Raw genomic sequence first — 1585 nt, forward strand, 5'->3', positions numbered from 1 at the left:
GACGATCTCTAACGCTGAAAACACAAAAAAGCTGGCTAAATAAATTGTTGGCCTTGCGTTTAATACTGACAGAATTTGCTTACCATAAAGGGCAAACATAGCTCCTAATACTGTATAGAACAAACCAAAGAACAGGGCATCTCTCGTTTGAAAAGAAAGTGGAAAAAATAAAGAATAAGACTGCCCAAATAACCCAGTTACATATAATACGGTGCTGATAAACATTAATAAGCCAATCTTTTTCCATCGTTGAAATAAGAAAACGATGACAACAGCCCAAATTAATGCAATCAAGTACCAAAGCTGAAATCCGCTTGTGTCACTTCCATAATAAAAAATATCTTTGAATGTGATGGATGATGTTAAATAATCAGCTACTGCACCTTTTCGTTCTGCTAATGTTCCGTGGTTCTGAAATAAGCGCAGAACTACACCAAACAATAAATAAAAGATGAACCAACATGCATAAAGCTTTGAAATATTCCACGTGTATTTTTTTAAGTATGCAGAAGGCTTTGGATGCTTTTGGATTTTATTCATAAACAAATAACCTGATACAATAAAGAAAAAAGGAACCGCGAATCGTGCAAATGTGTCAACAATGACATCTAGCACATTTTCCTGGTTCCCTAAAAAGAAATCGTCATGTGATGGATTAACATGAATACAAACCACAAACACTGTAGCAAAAAACTTAATAAAATCAATTGAATAATTACGTTCCATCTTGTTGTCAGCTCCTTAAAATAAACTCGAKCTCTATTTTAGCATAATTATCCAAATAGGAAAGATATTTTGGTAAAATTAACCTTATAGTCATGGAAAAAATTTCTTAACTTCCAATATTCTAGTCTTGTTTACTTGTATGATGTCTTTCAATATTCCAAATAAATGATTCTAAAGAACTACAAAATAAAAAAACAGATTACGCGTAACCTGTTTTTTAAATTAACATCTTCCATGCAAACTTATTATCTTGTTTAATATCGACTTCTTTTTCATGCAAAGCCTGCACATGCTGTTTAATCTGTTTTAGAAACAGCATTACTTCCCCGCTTGACACGGCAGCTGAGTTGAGAGATAACGAATGTTTTTTAGCAATTTTTAATTCCTCGGTTTCCACTGAGATACTCACGTGGCGAAATAAGTGCCAAGGGTAGTAAACTGTTTTAAAAGATTTTGAGAAATAAATTCCTTTAGAACAAACGGTAATCCCCTCGGTTTTTTGAAGAGGATATGTATTTAAATGAGCTACAATTTTTTCTTTAGCAGGTAAGTAGAGCCTGTTTCGCATCTCTTTTTCAACTTCTTCACATAGCTGTCCTTCTACCGACAACACATCTTTTGGATCAGGGGTTTGATGAATTTGAAAAGACGAACAAATAGAAGTTAATTCTTTTGAGGATACACACGGATATATATAGTCTTGACACATATATTCATGGGAATGAGTGCGAATAAATTTCTTGATTTTTTTTAATAGAGATACTAGCTTTCTAGCTGAGTAATCGTTTTGATTGACTTGAAATTTCTCCACGTCATTAAAACAAATCATTTCTTCTTTTCGAATGGTAATGGATTGAAT

Annotated in this window: 2 protein-coding genes; both read right to left on the reverse strand. The window is 33.0% G+C overall.

The window, feature by feature from the left end:
- Positions 1-726, reverse strand: a 726-nt coding sequence (locus tag AC1DRF_RS27075; RefSeq protein ID WP_477742194.1) for an acyltransferase family protein, incomplete at its 3' end; no start/stop codon positions are given.
- Positions 727-943: 217 nt separating this feature from the next.
- Positions 944-1585 (reverse strand): hypothetical protein (locus AC1DRF_RS27080; protein WP_477742195.1); only part of this gene is annotated, 642 nt, incomplete at its 5' end.

The organism is Priestia sp. P5_B4 (genome assembly GCF_056400385.1).